The 21088-nt window shown below is 70.2% G+C and carries 25 protein-coding genes; 14 read left to right on the forward strand and 11 right to left on the reverse strand.

Annotated features, from left to right (window positions below; genetic code table 11):
- Positions 1-202 precede the first annotated feature (202 nt).
- Together ACI2L3_RS01640 and ACI2L3_RS01645 are read left to right on the forward strand one after the other, a co-directional pair.
- Positions 203-718, forward strand: a complete 516-nt coding sequence (locus ACI2L3_RS01640) for a hypothetical protein (protein ID WP_404750287.1) — start codon at positions 203-205, stop codon at positions 716-718.
- An 81-nt stretch (positions 719-799) separates the two neighbouring features.
- On the forward strand, positions 800-2146 hold the full coding sequence (locus ACI2L3_RS01645) for a VanZ family protein (protein ID WP_404750288.1): 1347 nt from the start codon (positions 800-802) through the stop codon (positions 2144-2146).
- A 94-nt stretch (positions 2147-2240) separates the two neighbouring features.
- On the opposite strand, the gene ACI2L3_RS01650 is transcribed toward ACI2L3_RS01645, so the two are convergent.
- Both ACI2L3_RS01650 and ACI2L3_RS01655 read right to left on the reverse strand, forming a co-directional pair.
- Entirely contained in the window at positions 2241-2882 is a 642-nt protein-coding gene (locus ACI2L3_RS01650) for a class I SAM-dependent DNA methyltransferase (protein ID WP_404750289.1), read from the reverse strand.
- Between the two features lie 55 nt (positions 2883-2937).
- Positions 2938-3630 (reverse strand): nitroreductase, encoded by a 693-nt coding sequence (locus tag ACI2L3_RS01655; protein WP_404750290.1) that lies wholly within the window; start codon positions 3628-3630, stop codon positions 2938-2940.
- Positions 3631-3734: 104 nt separating this feature from the next.
- Between ACI2L3_RS01655 and ACI2L3_RS01660 the strand changes: the two genes are divergently transcribed.
- A complete protein-coding gene (locus ACI2L3_RS01660; RefSeq protein ID WP_404750291.1) occupies positions 3735-4358 on the forward strand; it encodes a TetR/AcrR family transcriptional regulator in 624 nt (207 codons plus the stop codon).
- Here the strand turns inward: ACI2L3_RS01660 and ACI2L3_RS01665 are convergent.
- Complete coding sequence (locus ACI2L3_RS01665; protein ID WP_404750292.1) at positions 4315-4743, reverse strand: hypothetical protein; 429 nt, start codon at positions 4741-4743, stop codon at positions 4315-4317. The genes ACI2L3_RS01660 and ACI2L3_RS01665 overlap by 44 nt on opposite strands.
- A gap of 78 nt (positions 4744-4821) precedes the next feature.
- On the opposite strand from ACI2L3_RS01665, the gene ACI2L3_RS01670 reads away from it, so the two are divergent.
- Entirely contained in the window at positions 4822-5721 is a 900-nt protein-coding gene (locus ACI2L3_RS01670; protein WP_404750293.1) for a helix-turn-helix domain-containing protein, read from the forward strand.
- On the opposite strand, the gene ACI2L3_RS01675 is transcribed toward ACI2L3_RS01670, so the two are convergent.
- Both ACI2L3_RS01675 and ACI2L3_RS01680 read right to left on the reverse strand, forming a co-directional pair.
- The gene (locus ACI2L3_RS01675) at positions 5654-5869 is read right to left on the reverse strand and encodes a hypothetical protein (protein ID WP_404750294.1); all 216 of its coding nucleotides are present in this window, start codon (positions 5867-5869) and stop codon (positions 5654-5656) included. The two genes, ACI2L3_RS01670 and ACI2L3_RS01675, sit on opposite strands and share 68 nt — an antisense overlap.
- Positions 5870-5961: 92 nt before the next feature.
- Positions 5962-7344, reverse strand: a complete 1383-nt coding sequence (locus tag ACI2L3_RS01680) for a glycine--tRNA ligase (protein WP_362999753.1) — start codon at positions 7342-7344, stop codon at positions 5962-5964.
- Between the two features lie 174 nt (positions 7345-7518).
- On the opposite strand from ACI2L3_RS01680, the gene ACI2L3_RS01685 reads away from it, so the two are divergent.
- From ACI2L3_RS01685 to ACI2L3_RS01700, 4 genes are all read left to right on the forward strand, one after another.
- Positions 7519-8496, forward strand: a complete 978-nt coding sequence (locus ACI2L3_RS01685) for a metal ABC transporter substrate-binding protein (protein WP_404750295.1) — start codon at positions 7519-7521, stop codon at positions 8494-8496.
- Positions 8497-8525: 29 nt separating this feature from the next.
- Complete coding sequence (locus tag ACI2L3_RS01690) at positions 8526-9308, forward strand: metal ABC transporter ATP-binding protein (protein WP_404750296.1); 783 nt, start codon at positions 8526-8528, stop codon at positions 9306-9308.
- A 13-nt stretch (positions 9309-9321) separates the two neighbouring features.
- Positions 9322-10212: a metal ABC transporter permease gene (locus ACI2L3_RS01695; RefSeq protein WP_404750297.1), complete on the forward strand. Its 891-nt coding sequence runs from the start codon at positions 9322-9324 to the stop codon at positions 10210-10212.
- A 71-nt stretch (positions 10213-10283) separates the two neighbouring features.
- Positions 10284-10685 carry a Fur family transcriptional regulator gene (locus ACI2L3_RS01700; protein WP_404750298.1) on the forward strand — a complete coding sequence of 134 codons (402 nt, stop codon included), beginning with the start codon at positions 10284-10286 and terminating at the stop codon, positions 10683-10685.
- A 94-nt stretch (positions 10686-10779) separates the two neighbouring features.
- On the opposite strand, the gene ACI2L3_RS01705 is transcribed toward ACI2L3_RS01700, so the two are convergent.
- Positions 10780-11601: an isoprenyl transferase gene (locus tag ACI2L3_RS01705; RefSeq protein WP_404750299.1), complete on the reverse strand. Its 822-nt coding sequence runs from the start codon at positions 11599-11601 to the stop codon at positions 10780-10782.
- Between the two features lie 41 nt (positions 11602-11642).
- Positions 11643-12395, reverse strand: coding sequence for a DNA repair protein RecO (recO, locus tag ACI2L3_RS01710; RefSeq protein ID WP_404750300.1), 753 nt, complete (start codon positions 12393-12395; stop codon positions 11643-11645).
- A gap of 137 nt (positions 12396-12532) precedes the next feature.
- On the opposite strand from recO, the gene ACI2L3_RS01715 reads away from it, so the two are divergent.
- Complete coding sequence (locus ACI2L3_RS01715; RefSeq protein ID WP_404750301.1) at positions 12533-12880, forward strand: hypothetical protein; 348 nt, start codon at positions 12533-12535, stop codon at positions 12878-12880.
- 65 nt (positions 12881-12945) lie between these two features.
- Here ACI2L3_RS01715 and ACI2L3_RS01720 read toward each other — a convergent pair whose 3' ends face one another.
- Positions 12946-13173, reverse strand: coding sequence for a hypothetical protein (locus ACI2L3_RS01720; RefSeq protein WP_404750302.1), 228 nt, complete (start codon positions 13171-13173; stop codon positions 12946-12948).
- A 336-nt stretch (positions 13174-13509) separates the two neighbouring features.
- Here ACI2L3_RS01720 and ACI2L3_RS01725 point away from each other — a divergent pair, with 336 nt between their 5' ends.
- Both ACI2L3_RS01725 and ACI2L3_RS01730 read left to right on the forward strand, forming a co-directional pair.
- Entirely contained in the window at positions 13510-14343 is an 834-nt protein-coding gene (locus ACI2L3_RS01725) for a helix-turn-helix domain-containing protein (RefSeq protein WP_404750303.1), read from the forward strand.
- Positions 14325-14606: a DUF397 domain-containing protein gene (locus tag ACI2L3_RS01730; protein ID WP_404750304.1), complete on the forward strand. Its 282-nt coding sequence runs from the start codon at positions 14325-14327 to the stop codon at positions 14604-14606. The genes ACI2L3_RS01725 and ACI2L3_RS01730 overlap by 19 nt, the downstream gene beginning before the upstream one ends.
- Here the strand turns inward: ACI2L3_RS01730 and ACI2L3_RS01735 are convergent.
- Both ACI2L3_RS01735 and ACI2L3_RS01740 read right to left on the reverse strand, forming a co-directional pair.
- Positions 14593-16065 carry a membrane-associated oxidoreductase gene (locus tag ACI2L3_RS01735; protein ID WP_404750305.1) on the reverse strand — a complete coding sequence of 491 codons (1473 nt, stop codon included), beginning with the start codon at positions 16063-16065 and terminating at the stop codon, positions 14593-14595. The genes ACI2L3_RS01730 and ACI2L3_RS01735 overlap by 14 nt on opposite strands.
- Before the next feature lie 10 nt (positions 16066-16075).
- Positions 16076-16861, reverse strand: coding sequence for an isocitrate lyase/phosphoenolpyruvate mutase family protein (locus tag ACI2L3_RS01740; protein ID WP_404750306.1), 786 nt, complete (start codon positions 16859-16861; stop codon positions 16076-16078).
- A 53-nt stretch (positions 16862-16914) separates the two neighbouring features.
- Between ACI2L3_RS01740 and ACI2L3_RS01745 the strand changes: the two genes are divergently transcribed.
- The 3 genes from ACI2L3_RS01745 (at position 16915) to ACI2L3_RS01755 (ending at position 19740) form a co-directional block, all read left to right on the forward strand.
- The gene (locus tag ACI2L3_RS01745) at positions 16915-17592 is read left to right on the forward strand and encodes an AIM24 family protein (protein ID WP_404750307.1); all 678 of its coding nucleotides are present in this window, start codon (positions 16915-16917) and stop codon (positions 17590-17592) included.
- Positions 17593-17668: 76 nt separating this feature from the next.
- Positions 17669-18184: a PH domain-containing protein gene (locus tag ACI2L3_RS01750; RefSeq protein WP_404750308.1), complete on the forward strand. Its 516-nt coding sequence runs from the start codon at positions 17669-17671 to the stop codon at positions 18182-18184.
- Positions 18185-18255: 71 nt separating this feature from the next.
- Positions 18256-19740 (forward strand): PH domain-containing protein, encoded by a 1485-nt coding sequence (locus tag ACI2L3_RS01755; protein ID WP_404750689.1) that lies wholly within the window; start codon positions 18256-18258, stop codon positions 19738-19740.
- A gap of 3 nt (positions 19741-19743) precedes the next feature.
- On the opposite strand, the gene ACI2L3_RS01760 is transcribed toward ACI2L3_RS01755, so the two are convergent.
- The gene (locus tag ACI2L3_RS01760) at positions 19744-21042 is read right to left on the reverse strand and encodes an aminotransferase class I/II-fold pyridoxal phosphate-dependent enzyme (protein ID WP_404750309.1); all 1299 of its coding nucleotides are present in this window, start codon (positions 21040-21042) and stop codon (positions 19744-19746) included.
- Between the last annotated feature and the right edge of the window lie 46 nt (positions 21043-21088).

Here is a 21088-nt window from a genome sequence, read left to right on the forward strand (position 1 = left end):
TGCGCAGCTGCTTTCTGGCGCCCCGGTCTCCGAAAGTGAATTTGTAGGAGGTGGGTAAGGTCTGTTTATGATCATGAGGTCGGGCCACGGAAGGCCCGTGAACAACAACATGAACAACAGGGGGGCCTGTTCGTTTGCCATCCACGCCATAAACCGTGGATGGCAACGACTTTCGCCTCCCTTATATTCGAGGGATGAATAAATGCGCTCCACCCTGACCAAGGCCCTGGCTGTCCCTGCGGCATGTCTCGCGCTCTGGGGCACCGCAGGTCCTGCCCAGGCCGACGCGGAGCCGACGGCCGATGAAACGACCGTGGCGGTGAACATCGAGGACGGTTCCGTCACGCCGGAGGCTGCCGCGGATGGTCCCGTGATGCTTCGTTCGGCAGGTTGCCCCGGTGACGGCTACAGCGGTAGCGCGAACTCCCGCTGCACCTCGCTCACCAGCGGGGCCCTGTTCCACTCCAAGTACCACCCGAACGCCAACAACGGCGCCATCAGGACCTGGTACAAGAAGACCGGGGGCAGCGCGATCACGGTCAAGCTCGGTTACAACAAGGGTGGCACCACTCATTATGGCGCTGCGGTGAGGCAGACCTCGGGCACCACCAAGAGCAAGACGTGGACGACCAGCTACGACGGTATCTGCTCCTCGACCGTCGGCATCATGTCCGTCTCAGGACAGGGCACCTTCCAGACGCCGTCCGCACACTGCTGATCCGCAGTACCAGCGAGGGAAGCTCCTGCCCGCCCCCTCGGACGGGCCGGGCAGGGGCTTGTCCTCAGTGAAGGTAACGACGTGTTTCAAGCGATATTCCAGGGCAAGGGACAGTGGGTCGCCCTTCTGGCCATTACTGCCGCAGTGCTTTCCCTTGGCACTTTCACCTGGCTGAAGCAGCGGCGACGGCCCGCATTGATGCCCAGCGCATTTGTCGCTTGCCTCGTAGTGGTCGTAGGGGTGACCCTATTTCTTCCGGGTAGCGGATCGGCCAGTCATGAGTGCACGGTAAACCGTCAGATCGCGGAGCCGTTCCGTACCACCCAGGGCCTGCTCAACGGCCTGATGACGGTCCCCCTCGGATTTCTTGGCTTGATGGCCTCACGGCGTCGCCTGCTCACCCTCGCGGGAGTCATCCTCGGCCCCTGTCTGATCGAGCTGTCGCAGGCTACGGTCAATGCGTTCTCTCGGATATGTGACAGCTCCGACGCGGAGATGAACATCCTCGGCGGCTTGGTCGGCATGGGATGCGCCTGGCTGGTCGCACGCAGATCGGGCATTGAGTTCCGGTCGTACACCGACGAACGCATCCCGGCCGTGGCGACAGCGGCAGTCGGCGTCATCGGAATCGGGATGACAGTTCCGGGAATCGCGTTCACAGCCGTCGACGCGACCAGCATTCAGGCGGGCTCAAGCCAACAGGCGAACGCCATGCGCGCCGCGCTCGACGAGGCGTTCGGAGACGGCTACACATCCGTCTCCGATGGCAAACTCCAGTACACACCCATGGAGGGCACAGGCGGACGGGGCACAGTGCACTTCTCGAACGACAAGGTCGACGCCGAAATATCCTGGCCGTCGAAGCTGTCGTTCACAGCCTCACTGGAGTACAGCGACACGCCCACGAACCGCTCCTTCCCCATCGACGGGCGGGAGCATCCGAATCTCACGCGCGGCGAAGCGAAGAAGCTGGCGACCCGGTACGCGGTGGCCCACTACCCATGGGTGAAGAATGCGACCAATGTGACGGCGGTTCCTGTCGCGGGCGGGCGACTCGGGTGGCTCGTTTCATGGCGGACCGTCGAGCACAAGGTGCTCATGCCGGCCATGCTGGATGTGCAGATCAACACGGTGGGGGGCGTCAGTCAACTGAACGCGTCCCGGGGGCCGTCACACTTCGACGACTTGCCGTCGGTCGAGGTCAGTCGTGGCCGGGCGATGGATACGGTCAGGAAGTCCGTGAGCCACCCGGAGGCCTTCGAGTTCCACGCGAACGTCATCAAGGCGACTCGCCGCGACGGCCGGTGGAACCCTGAGTACATCGTCCAAGCCATGGTGAAGGGTGCGGAGGACGACGGCTCGAAGGACTACACCGACTACTTCGTGGACGCACACACCGGACAACTGCACGAGGACCCCCCGCAGTGAGAGCTGCTGATGGAGGTGCCGGCCTCCCCCAGCACAACCGGCGAAGGGCCGGGCGGCCGCTGAGGAGCGGCTGCCCGGCCCTTCGCCATGCGCCTCAAGCTTCTTTGCGCATCAACAAGCACCCTCGCCGGAACCGCTCCCCCTCCCCCGGCTCCCGCAGCATGCGGCCCACTTCGGTGAAGCCGGCCTTGCGGGCGAGGTCGGCGAGGGCGTCGATCGGCCAGCGGTACGCCGTTGTCACCTTGTGGTCGAAGGGGGTCAGCGGGGCGCCCTCCGACTCGAAGAAGGCGAGGAGGAGGTGGCCGCCCCGGGCGAGGACTCGGTGGAACTCCGCCAGGTACGTGGCCACATCCTGCTCGGGGGCGTGGATCAGTGAGTACCAGGACACCACTCCGCGCAGCTCGCCGTCGGGCAGGGTGAGCGCGTCCATGGAGCCGACCTCGAACCGTATGTCCGGGTAGGCCTCACGGGCCAGGTCGATCATCACCGGGGACAGGTCGATGCCGAAGGCGTCCAGGCCCAGGTCACGGAGGAGGGCGGCGACCGGGCCGGGGCCGCAGCCCAACTCCGCGACCGGACCCACGCCTTCGGTCCGCACCTGGCCGGCGAACGCCGTGAGCATCGCGTGGTCCAGGGAGGGGCTACGGAGGTCGTCGCGGGTCAGCCCCGCGTACACGGTGGCGATGGCGTCGTAGGCGTCCGCCGTCGTACTGAGGTGGGTGGAGGATTCAGTCACGAGGGAGGACCTTAGGGCCTCCCTCTGACATTCAGCGCAGGCGGCACGGAGGGGACTAGGCGTGGAACGCCGTGGTCGTATCTAGAGCGGCTCGCTCCGTCGTGACTCGGTTCACCGGCGCGCTCTCGTCCCCGTAGCCGAAGGAGACGCCCACCAGCAACCGCCCCTCAGCGACGTCGAGTTCGGCCCGCACCGTGTCGGCGTAGAAGCTGAGCAAGCCCTGCGGGCAGCTGTCCACCCCGTATGCCGCCATGGCCAGGAGCAGCGTCTGCAGGTAGGCGCCGACGTCGGCGGCCAGTCGCGGGCCGCCGACGCCGGTGACGAACAGGAACGCGGCATGTGGTGCCCCGTAGAAGCGCAGGCTCTCCGCGTCGTAGGCCGCGCGTGCCGCGTGGTCGTCGGGGCCGATGCCCAGGGCGCCGTACAGGCCCGCGCCGAACGCCGCCCGCCTCTCCTGGTGGACGGGGGCGTACATGCCCTCCGAGTACGGGAAGTCTGTCGAGGTGCGCTGTTCGGCGTGGGCCGCCCGCAACGCGTCCGCCAGGCGTTCACGCTTCGCGCCGCTGACCACCTCGACCCGCCACGGCTGCGCGTTGGAGTTGGACGGCGCCGTGCCGGCGAGAGAGAAGATCGCGCGCATCGTGTCGTCCGGCACGGCTTCGGGGCGGAACGCGCGGGTCGCGTGACGGCCCCGTATCAGCTTCTCCGCGTAGTCGCTCAACTCGGTGGGAACCACCAGCCCGCTCATAGAACTCTCCTCACGACGCTAATTAAGTAAACGTATGCGTTTACTTGCGGCGCCACTGTAGCCATCGCTCCCCTCCGAAGTAAACGGGAACGTATACTTCCCTCATGAGTACGGTGACGACGGCCGCTCGGCGGCAGGGACGCGGCGGACGCGAGCGCATCCTCGCCGCCGCCGCCCAGCTGTTCGCGGCCCAAGGGATCAACGCGACCGGCATGGAGCAGGTCGCGGAGCAGGCGCCCGTGTCCAAGCGGACCCTCTACGCGCACTTCCGGACCAAGAGCGACCTGGTCATCGCCCACCTCCAGGACCTTGCCTCGTCCGGCGGCACCCTGGAGAGCGCGCTGACGCGCGAGGACATCCCGGCGAGAGAGCGGATCCTCGCGCTGTTCGTCCTGCCCGCGGCGGACGCGGTCGCCCCAGTACGCGGGTGCCCGTTCATCGACGCCGCGGCCGAGTTCCCCGATCCGCAGAGCGCGGTCCACTCCTACGCCCGCGAACAGAAGCTGCTGATGGTGCGGCTGGTGACCGCACTGGTGACGGAGTTGGGCTGCCGCGAGCCCGCCGCGCTGGCCGAACAGCTCGTCACTCTCGCGGACGGGGCCGCCAGCCGCGCCATGGTGCTGGGTGACGCGGACTACGGGCGGCACGCGCGGGCGGCGGCTGAGGTCCTTCTGGACAACGCCCTTACAGCCCCTCCTCCGTCGGCCTGTGCTCCACGTATTCGATGACCGTGCCGTCCCGGTGGCGGGCCGTGAAACCCGAGCCCGTGGGGACCTTGGTCAGGGGGGCCGTGATCTCCGCGCCCTCCGCCGCCAGGCGGGTCAGGTACGCCTGGGCCGAGTCCACGAGCAGTGTGCCGTCAACGGCGCGGAAGGGGGCCAGAGTTTCCGCCGTGCCCTCGATCAGGAGGAAGGCGCCGACCACCGCCAGGTTCAGCCCCTTCTCGGGGTACGCGAACCACATGTCCCGTTCCGTGCCGAGCAGGCGCTCGTAGGACGACGCGAGCGCGTCCAGCGTGCCGGGGGCCGTATAGACGCGGATGAAGGGGCGGGGTGCGGTCAGGTCGGAGGAGTCGTTGCGGTGGCGCCACATGGTGGGGGTCGTCTTCGTCATGGGTTCAGGTTCGGGCCCGCTCGGCACCGCAGCCAGACAGGCGTTCATGGGGGTGACTTCAGGTCATACGCTGGGCGTATGGCGACCACCACGGCAACCATGCGCCTCAGCAAGGAACTTGGGGGGTTTCTGCGTGCCCACCGCGAGCGGCTCTCCCCCGGTGACGTCGGGCTGCCGCACACCGCGCGCCGCCGCACCCCGGGGCTCCGACGCGAGGAGGTCGCCGCGCTGTCCGGCGTCTCCGTCGCCTGGTACACCTGGCTGGAGCAGGGGCGCGTGGACGCCTCCCGGCAGGTGCTCGACGCCGTCGCCCGCGCCCTGCGCCTCGACGACGCCTCCCACCGGCATGCGCTCGCCCTCGCCGGGTTCGCCCCCAGGGCAGCGGGCCCGTACACCTCGTACGATCCGAACCTCCGCGCCCTGCTCGACAGTTGGCCCGACAGTCCGGCTCTGCTCCTCGGTCCCGCCCTCGACATCCTCGCCCGGAACCGCGCGTACGCCGACGTATGGCCCGATCCCGCCGAACTCCCCGATGAGCGGCGGAATTTGCTGCTCCTGCTCGTCGGCGACGAGCGGCACCAGCGGGTGCTGCCCGGCTGGGAGTCCGTCGCCATGGATCTCTATCGGCACCTGCGCACCCGCGCGGACCGCCGCCCCGAGGACGAGGGCTTCCGGCGGCTCACCGGCCGGCTGCGGTCGGCGCGGCCTGACCTGGACGACTGGTGGGCCTGCCGCTCCGTCGGGGACTTCGCCCCAAGGACCGTGACCGTGACCGCGACCGCGACCGCGACCGTCGAGATCACGCGGCAAAACGGCCCCACGCCCCGCCCCTACGCCATGAACCTGCTGCTCACCCCGCAGCCCCAGGACACCACCATCCTCGTGATGACCCCCAAGGCCCCCAAGACCCCTACGACGCCGGAGCCGACGGATCCACCGTCGCCTGATGCTCCCGCGTCAGGTGTTCCTCGGCCTTGAGCCACGGCAGGAACTGCGCCTTCGTGCGCCATCCGCAGGTCACGCAGCTCAACTGCCGCTGCATGCCCGCCTTCTGGACCTCGACGACGTGCTCTCGCCCGTGTTGGTCCCATCGTCGTACGCGGCTCGTGGTCGTGGGGGTAGGCATGCGCCTCAGTGTGCACGGAAGCCCCCGGTTCCATAACCCGGAACCGGGGGCTTCCCACAGCCGATGTCAGCCGATCAATGTCAGTCGGTGCGTCAGCAGCCCACGAGACGCGTCGCGAGGTAGCCCTCGATCTGGTCGAGGGACACCCGCTCCTGCTTCATCGTGTCGCGCTCCCGCACCGTCACCGCGTTGTCGTCGAGCGTGTCGAAGTCGACCGTCACGCAGTACGGCGTGCCGATCTCGTCCTGGCGGCGGTAGCGGCGGCCGATGGCGCCCGCGTCGTCGAACTCGATGTTCCAGTTCTGGCGGAGGGCGGTGGCCAGGCCCTTGGCCTTCGGGGAGAGCTCCGGGTTACGGGAAAGGGGGAGCACCGCGACCTTGACCGGCGCGATGCGGTGGTCGAAGCGCATGACCGTCCGCTTCTCCAGCTTGCCCTTGGCGTTCGGCGCCTCGTCCTCGATGTAGGAGTCGAGGAGGAACGCCAGCATCGTGCGGCCGACGCCCGCCGCGGGCTCGATGACGTACGGAGTCCAGCGCTCGCCGGCCTCCTGGTCGAAGTAGGAGAGGTCCTGGCCGGAGGCCTTGGAGTGCGCGGTCAGGTCGTAGTCGGTGCGGTTGGCGACGCCCTCGAGCTCGCCCCACTCGCTGCCGCCGAACTGGAAGCGGTACTCGATGTCAGCGGTGCGCTTGGAGTAGTGGGAGAGCTTCTCCTTCGGGTGCTCGTACCACCGCATGTTCTCCTCGCGCAGGCCCAGGCCGGTGTACCAGTTCCAGCGCTGCTCCATCCAGTACTCCTGCCACTTCTCGTCCTCGCCCGGCTTGACGAAGAACTCCATCTCCATCTGCTCGAACTCGCGGGTGCGGAAGATGAAGTTGCCGGGCGTGATCTCGTTGCGGAAGGACTTGCCCATCTGCGCGATGCCGAAGGGCGGCTTCCGGCGCGAGGTCTGCTGGACCTGGCCGAAGTTGGTGAAGATGCCCTGCGCGGTCTCGGGGCGCAGGTAGGCGACGGAGCCGCTGTCCTGGGTCGGGCCGAGGTGCGTGGCGAGCATGCCGGAGAACTGCTTGGGCTCGGTGAACTGGCCCTTGGTGCCGCAGTTGGGGCAGTTGATGTCCGCGAGGCCGTTGGCCGGCGGGCGGTTGTGCTTGGCCTCGTAAGCCTCTTCCAGGTGGTCGGCGCGGTGGCGCTTGTGACAGGAGAGGCACTCGGTGAGCGGGTCGGAGAAGGTCGCGACGTGGCCGGAGGCCTGCCAGACCTCGCTCGCCAGGATCACCGACGAGTCGATGCCGACGACGTCCTCGCGCGAGGTGACCATGTAGCGCCACCACTGGCGCTTGAGGTTCTCCTTCAGCTCGACGCCGAGCGGGCCGTAGTCCCAGGCGGCGCGCTGTCCGCCGTAGATCTCACTGCAGGGGAAAACGAAGCCACGGCGCTTGCTGAGGCTGACGATGGTGTCGATCTTGTCGGCGGCCACGGTGCTCTCTTCATTACGACGGCGGACGAAGCGATGACTGCCGGAGCAGCGGCTTCGGGAGCGAATGCTTCAGGTTACCGGCGGCCTTACCCCCCTAATCAAATCGGTTCCCCATACCCGTCCCCACAGGGGCCTTGTTGACAATCGTTTCCACATTTGTTGAAAATGAGTGTCATGAACGTACGACGACGTCTGATACCCACCGCCGCCCTCGCCTCCGCCACGGTCCTCGGCCTCACGGCGCTGACCGCCTGCTCCACCTCCGCCGCGGACGACAAGGACGGCAAGCTGGACGTCGTGGCGTCGTTCTACCCCATGCAGTACCTCGCGGAGCAGATAGGCGGCGACCACGTCTCCGTCACCACCCTCACCGAGCCCGGCCAGGAGCCGCACGACCTCGACGTCTCCGCCAAGCAGCGCGGTGAGCTCGAAGAGTCCGACGTCGCCCTGTACCTCAAGGGCCTCCAGCCCGCCGTCGACGACGCGATCGACCAGTCCGGGATCAAGACCAAGGTCGACGCCGCCTCCCTGACCAGCACGGAGAAGCACGGCAACGAGGTCGGCGGGCATGAGGAAAAGGGTCACGAGGAAGAGGGCCACGAAGGGCACGGCCACGAGCACTCCCACGAAGGCGCCGACCCCCACATCTGGCTCGACCCCGTGAAGTACGCCGAGGTCGCCGAGGGCGTCGGCAAGGCCCTGCGGAAGGCCGACCCGGACAACGCAGCGACGTACGAGAAGAACACCGCGAAGCTCGTGAAGAAGCTCGGTGGCCTGGACAAGTCCTTCGAGGAAGGCCTGAAGAACACCGACAACAAGGTGTTCATCACCACCCACGCCGCCTTCGGCTACCTCGCGGAGCGGTACGGCCTCACCGAGGAGGCCATCAGCGGCCTCGACCCCGAGGGCGAGCCCAGCGCCAAGCGCGTCAAGGACCTCCAGAAGATGGCGAAGGACGACGGGGTCACCACGGTCTTCTACGAGACGCTCGTCAGCGACGAGACGGCGAAGACCCTCGCCAAGGACACCGGTCTGAAGACGGACGTGCTCGACCCCGTCGAGGGCATCACCGGCAAGTCCAGGGGCGACGACTACATCCAGGTCATGGAGTCCAACCTCAAGGCCCTGCAGAAGGCTCTGGGCGCCAAGTGACACCCCCTGTGGTTACGGAGGCACGAGCCATGAGCACCCACGACGACACTGGCGAAGCCGTCATATCCCTGCGCAAGGTGACGGCCGAGCTCGGCTCGCGCCCCGTGCTGCGCGGCATCGACCTCACCGTGCGCCGCGGCGAGGTCGTCGCCCTGCTCGGCGCCAACGGCTCGGGCAAGTCCACCGCCGTCCGCACGGTCATCGGGCAGGTCCCCGTCACCGGCGGTGACGTCGAGATCTTCGGCACCCCGCGCCGCCGCTTCCGCGACTGGGCCCGCGTCGGGTACGTGCCGCAGCGCACCACCGCCGCGGGCGGCGTGCCCGCCACGATCACCGAGGTCGTCGCCTCCGGGCGGCTCTCCCGCGCCCGCTTCGGCGTCCTGCGCAAGGCCGACCGCGCGGCCGTCGCCCGCGCCATCGACCTCGTGGGCCTCACCGACCGCGCCAAGGACTCCGTCAACGCGCTCTCCGGCGGCCAGCACCAGCGGGTCCTCATCGCCCGCGCGCTGGCCTCCGAGCCCGAGCTGCTGATCATGGACGAGCCGATGGCGGGCGTCGACCTCGCCAGCCAGGACGTCCTCGCGGCGACCCTGCGCCGGCAGGTCGCGGCCGGCACCTCCGTCCTCCTCGTCCTGCACGAGCTCGGCCCCCTGGAGCCGCTGATCGACCGCGCCGTGGTGCTGCGCGACGGCTGCGTGATGCACGACGGACCGCCCCCGCGCGCCGTCGGCCAGCACGCGCTGCCCGGCCACGACCACGTCCACCCGCACACCGCCGACGCGGAGCCGGTCCGTACCGGCCTGCTCACCTGAGGACGCAAGAGCCATGGAACTCCTCGATTACGCCTTCATGCAGCGGGCCCTGCTCGCCGCGGTCCTCGTCGGCATCACCGCACCCGCCGTCGGCATCTACCTCGTCCAGCGCCGCCAGGCCCTGATGGGCGACGGCATCGGGCACGTCGCGATGACCGGCGTCGGCCTCGGCTTCCTGCTGTCGACCTCTCCCGTGTGGATGGCGACGGCGGTCGCGATCGTCGGCGCCGTCGTCATGGAGCTGATCCGCTGGTACGGCAAGACGCGCGGCGACATCGCCCTCGCGATGCTGTTCTACGGCGGCATGGCGGGCGGCGTCATGTTCATCAACCTCGCCCCCGGCGGCTCGAACGCGAACCTCCAGTCGTACCTCTTCGGCTCCCTCTCGACGGTGTCCGAGGAGGACGTCTCGGCGATCTGCCTGCTCGCCGGTTTTGTGGTTCTCGTCACGGTCGGGCTGCGCCGGCAGCTCTTCGCGGTCAGCCAGGACGAGGAGTTCGCACGCGTCACGGGTCTGCCGGTGCGGGCGCTGAACCTGCTCACCGCCGTCACCGCGGCGGTCACCGTCACCGTCGCCATGCGCGTCGTGGGCCTGCTCCTGGTCTCCGCGCTGATGGTGGTGCCGGTGGCGGCCGCACAGCAGCTGACCAAGAGTTTCGCGGTGACCTTCGTGGTCGCGGTGGCCATCGGCGTCGCGGTGACGCTCGGCGGCACCGTCACCTCGTACTACCAGGACGTGCCGCCCGGCGCGACGATCGTGCTCCTCACCATCGGGGCCTTCGTCGTCCTGACGGTGCTCGCGACGCCGCTGGCCAGGCGCAGAGCGCGGGCCGCGGCCGCCGCGGAGGCGGCCGGCGATCCCGCGGAGTGCTCGGTAATGGGTGAGCCGGTGGCCAAGGCCTGACTGCGGTCCGGGCCGACCTGGCACAATGGCCCGGCAAGGCCCAGACCAGAGCGTGACGCGAGGAGGCAACCGTGGGAGCCCCGGTTCGAGGCAGGTCGACCCGCCAGCGTGCGGCGGTGGCCGCGGCGCTCGACGACGTGGACGAGTTCCGCAGCGCCCAGGAGCTGCACGACATGCTCAAGCACAAGGGCGACTCGGTCGGTCTGACCACGGTCTACCGCACCCTCCAGTCCCTCGCCGACGCCGGTGAGGTCGACGCCCTGCGCACCAACGAGGGCGAGACGGTCTACCGCCGCTGCTCGACCGGCGACCACCACCACCATCTCGTCTGCCGCGTCTGCGGCAAGGCCGTCGAGGTCGAGGGCCCCGCGGTCGAGAAGTGGGCCGAGGCGATCGCCTCGGAGCACGGCTTCGTGAACGTGGCGCACACGGTGGAGATCTTCGGCACGTGCCGGGAGTGCGCGAGCGCGTAGCGGTACGTACGCGGCGAAGGGGCCCGTACCGTCGGTGATCCGACGGTGCGGGCCCCTTCGCCGTTCGCGGGCCGACTGTTGCGCCATCCGCGGGCTAGCTGTTGGCGATCTGCTCCTCGTTCGGGATCGCGCCGCCGAAGCGGCGGTCGCGGGAGGCGTATTCGAGGCAGGCGCGCCACAGGTCGCGGCGGTCGAAGTCCGGCCACAGGACGTCCTGGAAGACCATCTCGGCGTAGGCGCTCTGCCAGAGAAGGTAGTTGGAGGTGCGCTGCTCGCCGCTGGGGCGGAGGAAGAGGTCGACGTCCGGCATGTCCGGGTAGTACAGGTACTTCGCGAACGTCTTCTCGTTGATCTTGGACGGGTTGAGCCGGCCCGCCTTCACGTCCTCCGCGATGGCCTGGGCCGCGTCCGCGATCTCGGCGCGGCCGCCGTAGTTCATGCAGAAGTACAGGGTCAGCTTGTCGTTGTCCTTGGTCTGCTCCTGGGAGATCTCCAGCTCCCTGGCGACCGACTTCCACAGCTTGGGCATCCGGCCCACCCAGCGCACCCGCACCCCGAGGTCGTCCAGCTGGTCACGGGTCTTGCGGATGAAGTCGCGGTTGAAGTTCATCAGGAACTTCACCTCGTCCGGGGACCGCTTCCAGTTCTCCGTGGAGAAGGCGTAGAGCGAGATCGCGCCGACGCCCTGCTCGATGGCGCCCTGCAGCACGTCGAGGACGCGCTCGGCGCCGACCTTGTGCCCCTCGGTGCGCGGCAGGCCGCGGTCCTTCGCCCAGCGTCCGTTGCCGTCCATGACGATCGCCACGTGCTGCGGGACCAGCTCGCCGGGGATCTTCGGCGGTCGCGCGCCCGAGGGGTGCGGCTCGGGCGGCTGGTACTCACGGCGGGACCGTCCGAGGATTCCGCGTCGTGCCATGGGGGCTCTCTCTCCTACCTAGCTGTCCTGCACGTGACTGCTCACGTGCCTTTCTCTACGTACCGCAAGGAGCGCAGTCCGCGCTCCAGATGCCAGTGCAGATAGGCGGAAACAAGCCCGCTGCCCTCCCTGGCGTGCCGCGCCTCGCACGCGTCCGCCGTCTCCCAGTCGCCGGTGAGCAGCGCGCCGAGCAGCGTGAGCGTCTCCGCCGACGGTACGACGCTGCCGGGCACCCGGCAGTCGACGCAAATCGATCCGCCCGCCGCGACCGAGAAGAAGCGATTCGGCCCCGGCATGCCGCACTTGGCGCAGTCGGTGAAGCTCGGCGCGTAGCCGTTCACGGCGAGCGAGCGCAGCAGGAAGGCGTCGAGCACCAGGTGGGGCTCGTGCTCGCCGCGCGACAGGACGCGCAGCGCGCCGACGAGCAGCAGATACTGCTGCACCGCGGGCTCACCCTCATGATCCGTGAACCGCTCGGCGGTCTCCAGCATGGCCGTCCCGGCGGTGTACCGGGCGTAGTCCGTGACGATCCCGCTACCGTACGGGGCGATGGTCTCGCTCTGCGTGCACAGCGGCAGCCCGCGCCCGACGAGCTCGCTCCCGCGCGCGAAGAACTGCACGTCGACGTGGGAGAAGGGCTCAAGCCGGGCCCCGAACTTCGACTTGGTCCGCCGCACACCGCGGGCGACGGCGCGTACGCGTCCGTGACCGCGCGTGAGCAGCGTAATGATCCTGTCCGCCTCACCCAGCTTCTGGGTGCGCAGCACGATGCCGTCGTCGCGGAACAGACTCATGGGGTCCATTCTCGCGTACGCCAGGGGGTCGCCGGGCCCGGGTGGCCGACCGGGGCCGGTTCGCCGCGTACGCCCTCTGCGTCCCGCGCCGGAGAGGTAGCGTACGAAGAGCTGTCTCATCCGCACCGGAGGCCCCCGTGAGCGCACAGCCCGACGAGCCCTACGGGCCGCTGATCCCGATGCCCGAGCTGACGCCCGACGCGCTGCGCGCCGCGGTGTCCCGGATCGCGCCCAGCCGGGTCCCCGCGCTCACCCAGCACCTGTTCGAGGCGACGACGAACGCCCAGCAGACGCAGAGCCTGGCTCCCCTTCGCGCCTTCGTCCACTCGTGGGCCGTCTTCGTCGCGATCGAGCGCCGTCCTCAGCGCGCGGCCCGCCTGCGCGAACTGGAACGACTGGTGAACGCGGCGGAGCAGGACCCGACGGACGCCATCGCCGAGATTCGCCGCATCCGGGACGCCGCGGAAGCGGAGGCCGGTCTGTGACCGACTGACTCGGTCGTCGTCGGCAGGCCCACAGACCGGGAAGGCGGTCTGCGTACGGCTGATCGTCAAGGCACCTCGCCCCGGCTCCGGGCGTTCGCGTACGCCGTCGCCGCGCGCAGCCGTTCCGCCGTCGTCGCCGTACGGAGCGTCTCCGGGGCGCAGTCCCACTCGCGGCCCCCTCCGTAGGGGCGCAGCTGGACGTACGGGCCCTCGTGGCCCATCACCCTCCCCACGCGGCCACTGCTCGTGTCGACGACGTACGCGCCCACCGGGAGGTTCGCCGGGAAGTTCATGGCGCACTCCTCAGCACCGCCGCGAGGCGCGCCGCCACGTCCGCCGAGCAGCCACCCAATTCGACCCGCGGACACGGGGCTTCCCGCGCGATGGACGCGGGGTCGATCCTCAATGACGGCAAGGTAATTCCCACTCGTGCGAGTACGGCGCGCAATTCCTGCACGGTTTCCTCCGCCTGTTCGATACATGCCATCGCGTGCTGCTTTCCGTCCACCTTCACGTGGCTCCCCTTTGCCTTCGGATTTCACTCTTCTCACCCCCACAGTGACGCACCCCGCCTACACTCGGCAGCAGTCTGTCTCCTACAACTGCGGGGCAGTGGAAGGCGGTTGGCCATGGCCAATGGTTCGCGGCAAGCGGCCTGGGAGTTCTTCGGCGCGGAGCTGAAGCGGCGCCGCGAGGACGCGGGGCTCAGCCAGTCGGCACTAGGGGTACGGGTATTCGTATCCGGGGGATACATCGGCCAGTTCGAGCAGGCCATTCGAAAACCTCAGCTGGATGTGGCGCAGCGTATTGATGAGGTGCTGCAAACCGGCGGCTTTTTCGAGCGGATGTGCCGGAAGCTGATCAAAGAGACCCGCTACGCGGAGTATTTCGCGCACGTGGCCGAGCTGGAGCAGCTCGCCACGGAGATCTGCGACTTCGCCCCGGCGGTGGTTCCGGGGCTGCTGCAAACCGGGGACTACGCCCGCGCCGTGTTTTTGGCGACTCATCCGTTCGCGACGGACGAGTACGTCGAGGAGAGGGTAAGGGCTCGTATGGACCGGGCGCCGATCCTCAAGGACGCCACCCGCCCCACGTACTGGGCGATCCTGCATGAGGGCGTGCTGTGCACCCCGGTCGGCAGCCCGGACGTGATGGCTCAGCAACTGGACCACGTCACCGCCATGATGCGTGAGCGCACGGCGATGGTGCAGGTACTGCCGTTCTCCGCTGGGGCGTACCCGAACATGGGCAAGATGCTGAAGCTCATGGAGTTCGAAGACGCACCACCAACTGCCTATACAGAAGGCGTGCTTTCGGGAAACTTGCTGGACGACCCGGCAATGGTGAAGCAGATGCAGGCGACATACGATCTGCTCAGGGCCGCCGCGCTGTCACCGGAGGCGTCCCTGGCCTTGATCGAGTCGGCGGTGGAGGACTACAGACAATGCGCGAGTACGACCTGAGCACCGCCCGCTGGCGCAAGAGCACGTACAGCGGCGGCGACAGCGGCGAATGCGTCGAGGTCGCCCACGACTTCGTGGGCGCCGCCCGCTGGCGCAAGAGCAGCTACAGCAACGGCGAAGGCGGCAACTGCGTCGAGGTCGCCGACGGAGTCGCCGGCGTCGTCCCCGTACGGGACAGCAAGGTCCCCCAGGGCCCCGCCCTGGTGATCGGCGCCGGTGCCTGGACCGCGTTCGTGGCGATGGTCGCCCCTACTGACGACTGATCGCCCTCGTGACGCCCGCCGCGATCGTCGTCGCCAGGGTCCAGCCCAGGACCACCAGGGCGTACCCGAACCACTGGTACGCCCCCTCCGCCGCATACGCCCGCTCCTGGCCGAAGTCGACGATCGGCAGCAGCAGGTCCAGCGTGTAGAAGAGCGCGTTGAAGTCCGGCGACTCGTCCCGCTTCAGTGCGCGCGGCTCGCGCAGCGCGAACGTGACGGAACCGGCGAGCAGCAGCGACAGCAGCCAGGCCGCCGCCCGCGTGGGCCGAAACCCGTAGCCGACGGTCACGTCCTGGAGGTGGCCCCAGGCCCGCGCGGGCCGCGCGAGGGTGGCCCGGTGACGGCGCTCCTTCGCCAGCTGCACGGTGCGCGCGGCCGCGTCGTCCCCGCTGCGGCGGTACGCGGCGGTCAACTGCTCGTAGGCGTAGGGGACGTAGCCCTCGGTGTCCCGTTCCAGGACGCGCAGCCACCGCTCGGCCGGCTCGCGCGGGCCGATTCTCGTGTACGTGAGACCGTCGAGGCGGACCCGGTCCGGCCAGCTGCCCGGGGGGACGTGCAGGAGTTCGAGCTGACAGCTGCGCAGCGTGACGTCGCCCTCGATGGGCGCGGACCTGTCCAGGTAGAGCGCGGTCGCGACGAGACCGCTGGCGCGCAGGGCCATGCCGCCGGGGTTGGAGAGCCGGGCGCCGTCCAGGTTGAGCCGCCCGCCCAGGCGGGCGCCGGGCAGGTTCAGCCGCCCGTACGCCCTGAGCCGCATCGCGTGCAGATCCGTCCCGCCGCTCAGGTTCGCGGCGTGCAGCGCCGTACCGCCCGGATTGCTGAGCACCGCGTCGTCGAAGGAGATGTTCCCGGCGATGACCGCGCCCGCGAGGCGGACCAGGCCGTCCGCCCGGAAGCCGCCGTCGGCCTGGAAGTCGTCGTCCACGGTCACGCGGTTGAGCGCGAGGACGGGCTCGTCGTACGCGATGCCCTCCTCCCCCACGTGCGCCCCGTTGAGGAAGACCGCCCCCGATATCCGCGCGCCACCGAGCCGGACGGGGCCGCGCACCCGGCTCTTGGACATGCGCAGTGAGCCGTCGACGCGGAGCGCGATGGCGTGCAGGCCGGGCAGGACGGAGCGGCTCAGGTTGAGCTGGCGAAGCTGCGCCCCGTACAGGTCGGGTACGTCGTCGAAGTAGCAGGCCCAGATGTGGACGGGCCACGCGACGTCCGCGTACTGGAGGTCCAGCCTTCCGCTGATCCGGGCCCCGGTGACCCGGAGCACCGGGGTCTCCCCGTCGCGCCGGGGCCCTTCCAGGAGCAGCGCCCGCAGCACCTCGGCGCGGACGGTGCGCTCGGGGCCCCAGCCCGCGCCGGCCTCCGGGCCCTCGTCGCCCGCCGTGCGGAAGTTCACGGTCCGCCCGAGCGGAAACGCCTCCCACACCAGCCTTTCGGCATCGGTCAGTTCACTGATCTCCACTGGCGGGACTTTAGGCGAACGCCTCGGACAGCGTCTGCGTCTCGGCGTACGAGGGGACGTCGCCGCTCACCGACAGGTCCCGCGCCGCCGCCACCGCCGCGCCCAGCGCCGCGCGGAACAGGAGCGAGCCGCAGCTGACCCGGCGTACGCCCGCCTCGGCGAGTTCCGGGAGGGCGGGGCCGCCGGGAGTGTGGAGGATGTTGAGCGGGGTGCCTTCGAGGCCCGAGGTCAGCTCGGAGATGACGCTCAGGTCGCGCAGGCCGGGCACGAACACCCCGTCCGCGCCCGCCCGGCGGTACGCGTCCAGTCGCTCCCCGGTCTCCGGGGCCTGCCCCGCGCCCGGCAACCAGTACGTGTCCGTGCGGGCATTGACGAAGACACGGCCGTGCACGGACTCCCGTACGGCATGGATGATCTCGCACTGGTGCGTGAGGTCCCGCAGCGTGCCGTCCGCGCGGCCGTCCTCGATGTTGACGCCGGCGATCCCGGCCTCGGCCAACTGCCGGACGAGATCAGCGACTTCATCGGGCCGGTCGCTGAAGCCGCCCTCGATGTCGACGCTGACCGGCACGTCGAGGCGGGCCAGGCCGTGGGCCAGGCGGACGGTCTCCTCGCGCGTGGCGCCCGTCCCGTCGGGCAGGCCCGCCGAGGCCGCCACGCCCAGGCTGGTCGTGCCGACGGCCCGGAATCCGGCGGCGGCGAACGCGGCGGCCGACGCGTGGTCCCAGGCGTTGGGCAGCAGCAGGGGCTCACCGGCGCGGTGCAGGTCGCGGAACTTTTCGTAGTGGAGTGTCATACCTCGACGGTAGGGGGTGACGTTTCGCACCTCGCGTAGCTCAAAATGTGCCTATGAAGAGTGACTTGTTCTCCAGCGACCACATGGCCCAGCCGGCCCACGCCCCCGGCATGACGCTCCAGAACGCCAAATCCATCAAGTACGCGGTGAGCGGTGAGATGTTCGCCCGGCAGGGCGCCATGATCGCCTACCGGGGCGACCTGCAGTTCGAACGCAAGGGGCAGGGCGTCGGCGGCATGCTCAAGCGCGCCATGACCGGTGAGGGGCTGCCGCTGATGGCGGTGCGCGGGCAGGGCGAGGCGTGGTTCGCGCACGAGGCGCAGAACTGCTTCGTCGTCGACCTCGAGCCCGGCGACGTCCTCACGGTCAACGGCCGCAACGTCCTCTGCTTCGACGCGACCCTCTCGTACGAGATCAAGACCGTGAAGGGGTCGGGGATCGCCGGGGGCGGGCTCTTCAACAGCGTCTTCACCGGCAGCGGGCGGCTCGGCCTGGTCTGCGACGGGAATCCGCTGGTGATCCCCGTGTCGCCACAGCAGCCCGTGTACGTCGACACGGACGCGGTGGTCGGCTGGACCGCCGCTCTCGGCACGTCCCTGCACCGGTCGCAGTCCATCGGCTCGATGATCCGCGGCGGTTCGGGCGAGGCCGTGCAGCTGAAGCTGGAGGGCGAGGGGCACGTCATCGTGCGGCCGAGCGAGGTGACGCCGCAGAAGGCGCAGCAGCACTGACCCGTGGTCGATATCCGGCCCGGTGCGGCTACAGGCGGCGAGCCGGATGCTTGAGAAAGCAAGTACCTTTCGGCTCATGGTTGTTGACCGAGGAGACGACAGGGCGGGCGTGCGGCTGCGGCCGCCGCGCCACCCCCTGGACCGCCGCGCCGTCGCCTGGTGGCGTACGCAACTGCTGCTGGCGACGGCCGCCCCGGTGGGCGTCCTGGTCCTGCTCGCCGCACTCGTCGCGCCGGCCCGCTCCTGGCTCCTGCTGCCCGCCGCGGTCATCGCGGTGCCGGGGGTGCTCGCCGGGGTGCTGCTGCCGCTGTGGTGGTACGAGGTCCACCGCTGGGAGGTCACGGACGACGCGGTGTACGTGCGGACGGGGTTCTTCTGGATGGAGGGCCGGATCGCGCCGATGTCGCGGCTCCAGACCGTCGACACGATGCGTGGGCCCGTCCAGCGGATCTTCGGGCTCACCACGGTGACCGTCACCACGGCGTCCGCCAAGGGCGCCCTGAAGGTCAAGGGCCTCGACCACGCGACCGCCGCCGAGCTGGCGGAGCGGCTCGCCCTTGTCACCCAGGCGACGCCCGGGGACGCGACGTGAGCGAACTCGCGGAGGCCTCCGAGGACTCCGGACCGCGGCAGGACTCCGGACCACGGCAGGACTCCGGCTGGCTGCCGCTCGACCGGCGTTCGCTGCTCGTCACCGTGCAGATGACCGGTGGTGTGGTGACCGCCGCCGGGCTGCCGGTCACCCTCAGCTTCCAGGGCTGGGTGGACATGGGGCCCGTGATCGCGTGGGCGGTGGGGCTGGGTCTGCTGGTGATCGCGGGCGGCGTCGGGCTCGACGCGCTGCGGCTGCGGCACAGCCGCTACCGCGTCGGGCCCGAGCGGGCCGAGCTGCGCAGCGGCATCCTCTTCGCCAAGCACCGCCACCTGAGCCGGGAGCGCATACGCTCCGTCGACCTCGTCGCCCACCCGCTCCTGCGCCTCCTCGGCCTGGTCGAGGTCCGGATCGGCACCGGTGAGCAGAGCTCGGCCCAGGAGGCCACGCTCGAACTCCGCCCCGTCCGCAGGGCGGAGGGCGAACGGCTGCGGCGCGAACTGCTCGGCCGGGCGGGCCCCGACGCCGCGTCCGACGCGGAGGGCACGATCGCCGCCCTCGACCTCCGCTGGATCCGGTACGCCCCGCTCTCCTTCGTCACCTCCGCGCTCGCCGCCGCGACGGGCGGTGCGGTGATGCAGGTCAGCGAGTGGTTCGGGGTGCAGGAAGAGGTCATCGAGCGGGTGGGCGACGCGTTCCGCGGGATGTCCGTGCCGGGTATCGTGCTCGCCCTCGTCGCGGGGGCGCTGGCCGCCGGGTCGGTGGGGGCGCTCGGGCTGTGGACCGCGATGTGGTGGAACTACCGGCTCGACCGGGAGCCCGGCGGAACGCTGCGGGTGCGGCGCGGGCTCCTCACGACGCGCTCGGTCTCCCTGGAGGAGGCGAGGCTGCGCGGTGTCGACGTCGTCGAGCCGCTGGGCCTGCGGCTGTCGGGCGCGGCCCGCGTGGACGCGGTCGCCACGGGGCTCTCCCGCCGGGACGAGGAGGACCACGCGGGCCCGAGCACCCTGCTGCCCGCCGCGCCGCGCCGGCTCGCCGACGACGTGGCGGCGCGCGTCCTGCGGGAGCCGGTGACGCCCACCGCCGCGAAGCTCACGGCGCACCCGCGGGCGGCGCGGGCCCGACGGATCCGGTGGGCGGTGTCGGCGGCGCTGGCCCCGGCACTGGTCCTGCTGCTGCTCGGGGCTCTCCTGGAGGTGCCGGTCCTGGCGTACGCCGGGGCGGGCGTCGCTGTGGTGCTTGTGCCGGTCGCGGTGGCGCTCGCCCGCGACGCGTACCGCAGCCTGGGGCACGCCCTCACCGCCGACTACCTGGTCGTACGCTCCGGAACCCTGCGACGCTCCACGGTGGCGCTGCGCCGCGGCGGCGTCATCGGCTGGAGCGTCAAGCAGTCCGTGCTCCAGCGCCGGGCGGGCCTGGTCACCCTGAGCGCGACGACGGCGGCGGGCGCGCAGGCGTACGCGGCGTACGACGTGGACGAAGCGGAGGGGCTGGCGTTCGCGGAGGAGACGGTGCCGGGGCTGCTGGGACCGTTCCTGGAACGCCAGGCCCCCTGAGGCTCAGCCGGCCGTCCGGGCCCGCTGCTCGTAACCCACGAGACGCACACACACCGCCAGCCCCTCGATCGCCTGCTCCAGCTCCGCGAGGCCCGGGTAGCTGGGCGCCACGCGGATGGTCGCGTCGCGCGGGTCGTCCCCGTACGGGTGCGTCGCCCCGGCCGGGGTCAGGACGATCCCCGCCTCGGCGGCCCGCCGCACGACCTCCTTGGCGCAGCCGTCCGGGACTTCGAGGGTCACGAAGTAGCCGCCCTTGGGCGACGTCCACGTGGCGAGGCCCGTACCGCCGAGCTCCGCGTCCAGGATCCGGGCGACCGTCTCGAACTTGGGCTGCAGCAGGGCGCGCTGGCGCTCCATGTGGGCGCGTACGCCGTCCGCGTCCTTCAGGAACATCACGTGCCGCAGCTGGTTGACCTTGTCGGGGCCGATGGACCGCTTCTGGTTGTTGGCGAGCAGCCACTTCACGTTGGCGGGCGACGAGCCGAAGAAGGCGACGCCCGCGCCCGCCGCGGTGATCTTCGAGGTGGAGCCGAAGACGAAGGCGCGGTCCTCGTGCCCGGCCGCGGCGCAGGCGGCGAGCAGGTCGGCGATCTCGGCGGGCTCGTCGGTGAGGTGGTGGGCGGCGTACGCGTTGTCCCAGAAGATCCGGAAGTCCGGGGCGGCGGTGGGCATCGCGGCGAGGCGGGCCACGGTCTCGTCGCTGTAGACGACGCCGTCGGGGTTGCTGTACTTCGGCACGCACCAGATGCCCTTGACCGCCGGGTCCCCGGCGACGAGCCGCTCGACCTCGTCCATGTCGGGTCCTGCGGCCGTCATCGGCACGGGGATCATGTCGATGCCGAACCGCTCGCAGAGCGCGAAGTGCCGGTCGTAGCCGGGCACCGGGCAGAGGAACGCGATGCGCTCCTGGTCCACCCAGCGCGACTCGGCGCCGGGCAGCACGCCGAGGAGGGCGTGCACGAGGCAGTCGTGCATCAGCTCCAGGCTGGAGTTGCCGAGCGCGAGCAGCTGCCCGGCGGGCACCTGGAGCAGCTCGGCGAAGATTTCCCGCAGCTCGGGCAGGCCCTGGAGCCCGCCGTAGTTGCGCACGTCGGTCCCGTCGGCGGCGGTGTGCCGCCCGCCGGGCAGGCTCAGCAGGTCCTCGGCGAGATCGAGCTGCTCCGGCGCGGGCTTGCCCCGCGTCAGGTCGAGGGAGAGCCCGCGCCCGGCGAGTTCCTCGTACTCCCGCCGCGCCCGCGCGAGCAGCCCGGCGAGGTCCGGGACGTCGGGGGCCGGGGCGTCGGGGCTGAGCTCGGTGGTCATGGTGTTGCCTCTCGCAGGTGCCGCCTCGACGGTTCGACGGGCGGGC

It is taken from the genome of Streptomyces sp. NPDC029674 (assembly GCF_044903205.1).
Classification (GTDB): domain Bacteria; phylum Actinomycetota; class Actinomycetes; order Streptomycetales; family Streptomycetaceae; genus Streptomyces.